The organism is Methanocalculus sp. (assembly GCF_029762515.1).
Classification (GTDB): domain Archaea; phylum Halobacteriota; class Methanomicrobia; order Methanomicrobiales; family Methanocorpusculaceae; genus Methanocalculus.
The window spans coordinates 1-2,704 of the sequence record NZ_JARVGN010000321.1; the positions used below are offsets into that span (position 1 = coordinate 1).

The 2,704-nt window shown below is 54.0% G+C and carries 3 protein-coding genes; all 3 read left to right on the forward strand.

The genetic code is table 11. The features are described 5' to 3' along the window. The first annotated feature begins 377 nt into the window (after positions 1-377). The gene (locus QCH34_RS10290; protein ID WP_300333771.1) at positions 378-1,634 is read left to right on the forward strand and encodes a 3-isopropylmalate dehydratase large subunit; all 1,257 of its coding nucleotides are present in this window, start codon (positions 378-380) and stop codon (positions 1,632-1,634) included. 3 nt (positions 1,635-1,637) lie between these two features. After that, positions 1,638-2,126: a 3-isopropylmalate dehydratase small subunit gene (locus QCH34_RS10295; protein ID WP_300333773.1), complete on the forward strand. Its 489-nt coding sequence runs from the start codon at positions 1,638-1,640 to the stop codon at positions 2,124-2,126. After that, positions 2,114-2,704, forward strand: a 591-nt coding sequence (locus QCH34_RS10300; RefSeq protein WP_300333775.1) for an isocitrate/isopropylmalate family dehydrogenase, incomplete at its 3' end; no start/stop codon positions are given. The genes QCH34_RS10295 and QCH34_RS10300, both read left to right, overlap by 13 nt.

Consider the following 2,704-nt stretch of genomic DNA (forward strand, 5'->3'; position numbering starts at 1 on the left):
GGGGGGTGTAGCGGTGGATCTCTGTTGTGATCAGGCGGGCAAGGCGGGATCTCGTCTCTGATTCAGCGAGTGCGGAGGCAACCCTCCTGATCTCCTCTTCTGCCTCGGAGGGCTTTAGTTCCAGCCGTGAGTGTGTCATATCGCTTTTTTCACCCGATTGCCTCTGGATTATATCAACTGCTCTTTCTTAATCATTAATGGGTAATGATGTGGTAAGGTATCTCTGGTCGGAAGAAGTTATATATGGACAAATTGTAAATGTCATTTACAATTTGTCTGGATCTCTCCCCTGAAAAAACTCCTTCTCATGAGGAAAACCTGCCTCCCCACCAGTTCATACAAACTATCCTATATTAAAAAGATCCATATGTATAGCTATGGCCAACGGAATGACTGTTGCTGAGAAGATATTCTCATCGAAGTGCGGCAGGACGATTAGAGCGGGTGACGTGGTCATGGCAGGCATTGACGCTGCGATGATCCATGATATCACCGGACCTCTTGCCATCACCCAGTTTTGGGAGATGGGAGGGGAGCGTGTCTTCGATCCGGAGAAGATTATTCTTCTCTTCGATCACCAGATTCCTGCCGACTCCATTCCGGCGGCAAAGAACCACGTGATGATGCGTGCGTTTGCTGAAGAGCAGGGGATCAAAAACTATGATCTCCGTGAGGGCGTCTGCCACCAGGTTGCTCTCGAGAAGGGGCGGGTTGCCCCCGGCGATATCGTCGTCGGCAGCGATTCGCATACCTGTATGTATGGGGCGGTCGGGGCATTTGCCACCGGAATCGGCTCGACTGACATGGGTTTTGCCCTGAAGTACGGCGCCCTCTATTTCCGGGTGCCGGAGACGATCCGGGTGGATGCTGTCGGGACATTTGGAAGGCGGGTCGGCCCAAAGGATCTGATCCTCAGGATGGCCGGGGATATCGGGGCAGATGGCGCCACCTACCGGGCACTTGAGTTTGGGGGATCAGCGTTTTCATCCATGAATATGGCAGGGCGGATGACCTGCGCCAACATGGCGATCGAGATGGGCGGAAAAGCCGGTATTGTCCCACCGGACGCGGTCACGATGGAGTACCTGAAGGGCCGGGGCTCATTTGATCCCGTTGATATCGCTCCTGATTCCGATGCCGGTTACCTTGAAAAACGGGGATATGATGTCTCGAACCTCTCTCCGCAGGTGGCAATACCCCATAATGTCGATAATGTCGCACCTGTTGAAGAGGTTGCAGGGCGGAAAGTCGACCAGGTCTTCATAGGCTCCTGCACAAACGGGCGGTTTGAGGATATGCAGGAGGCAGCCGAGGTGCTCGGTAATGAGAGCTTCTCTGAGAAGCTCCGGGTGATCATCATCCCGGCATCCCGTGACGAGTACCTCAAGACCCTCAGGGCAGGTCTCATCGAGCGGTTTGTAGAGGCTGGAGCGCTTGTAGAGGCACCCTGCTGCGGCCCCTGTATGGGCGGGGCATTCGGGCTTCTTGCTCCGGGCGAAGTCTCGCTCTCCACCTCGAACCGGAACTTCCGGGGGAGGCAGGGGAGTACTGATGCAGAGGTATACCTCTGTTCTCCGGCAACTGCCGCTGCAAGTGCATTGTATGGCGAGATCACCGATCCGAGGGAGGTGTAGTTGATGCGGGTCTGGAAGTTTGGAAATGATATTGATACCGACGCGATCATACCGGGCCGGTTCCTAACGATCTATGATGAGAAAGAGCTTGCATCCCATGCATTTGAGGGAACCCGTGACGAGTTCTCAAAAAAGGCAGCGGCCGGGGATATCATCGTTGCAGGCAGGAACTTCGGATGCGGCTCATCCCGTGAACATGCCCCGCTTGCAATCCGCGGTGCCGGGGTGCGGGTGATCATTGCAGAATCATTTGCAAGGATCTTTTACAGAAATGCAATCAATACCGGTCTTCTTCCGGTAACGTCAGAAGCAGCAAAAGAGATCCAGGACGGAGCAGTCATCTCTGTCGACACAGCGGAAGGCTATATTGAATCAGATGGGAAGAGGTATCCGATCGATCCGGTTCCCGCATTCCTCCTTGAGATCATCAGGGCAGGCGGACTTGTAGAATATGCACGGGCACACCCGGAGGTTAAGACATGCACAGAATAGCAGCAATCGGAGGAGATGGGATTGGTCCTGAGATCATTGATGCAGGCAGGGCCGTCCTTGATGCAGCGGGCGAGAAATACAACTTTGATATCGAATGGGTCGATTTTGATATCGGGTCTGATCGGTACCTGAGGACGGGCGAACTCCTCACCGAAGAGGATATTGCAGGGCTTGAAGCCTGCGACTCGATCTACTTCGGTGCGATCGGCGATGACCGGGTGAAGCCGGGAATCATCGAGAAGGGTATCCTCCTAGCGCTCCGTTTCCATTTTGACCAGTATATCAACCTGCGCCCGATCCAGCTTCTTCATGGTGTCCAGACACCGCTTGCCAACAAGACGCCTGATGATATCAACTTCCTGGTTGTCCGGGAGAATACCGAGGACTTCTATGTCGGGATCGGATCCCGGTTCAAGGGTTCAGAGAAGACGAGCCTTGAAGTGATCAGAAACCTCTATTCCATAAAATTTGGGATCGATGTCGAGAGCGATGCCGAGGAGATTGCCTACCAGATCGGCTTAATCAGCCGTGAGGGTGCAGAGCGGGTGATCCGTTATGCATTTGAGCGGGCAGCGGAT

Bases quoted from the DNA above. Each gene is read 5' to 3' on its own strand.
- QCH34_RS10290 (WP_300333771.1), top strand. From the start codon at position 378: ATGGCCAACGGAATGACTGTTGCTGAGAAGATATTCTCATCGAAGTGC.
- QCH34_RS10295 (WP_300333773.1), top strand. From the start codon at position 1,638: ATGCGGGTCTGGAAGTTTGGAAATGATATTGATACCGACGCGATCATA.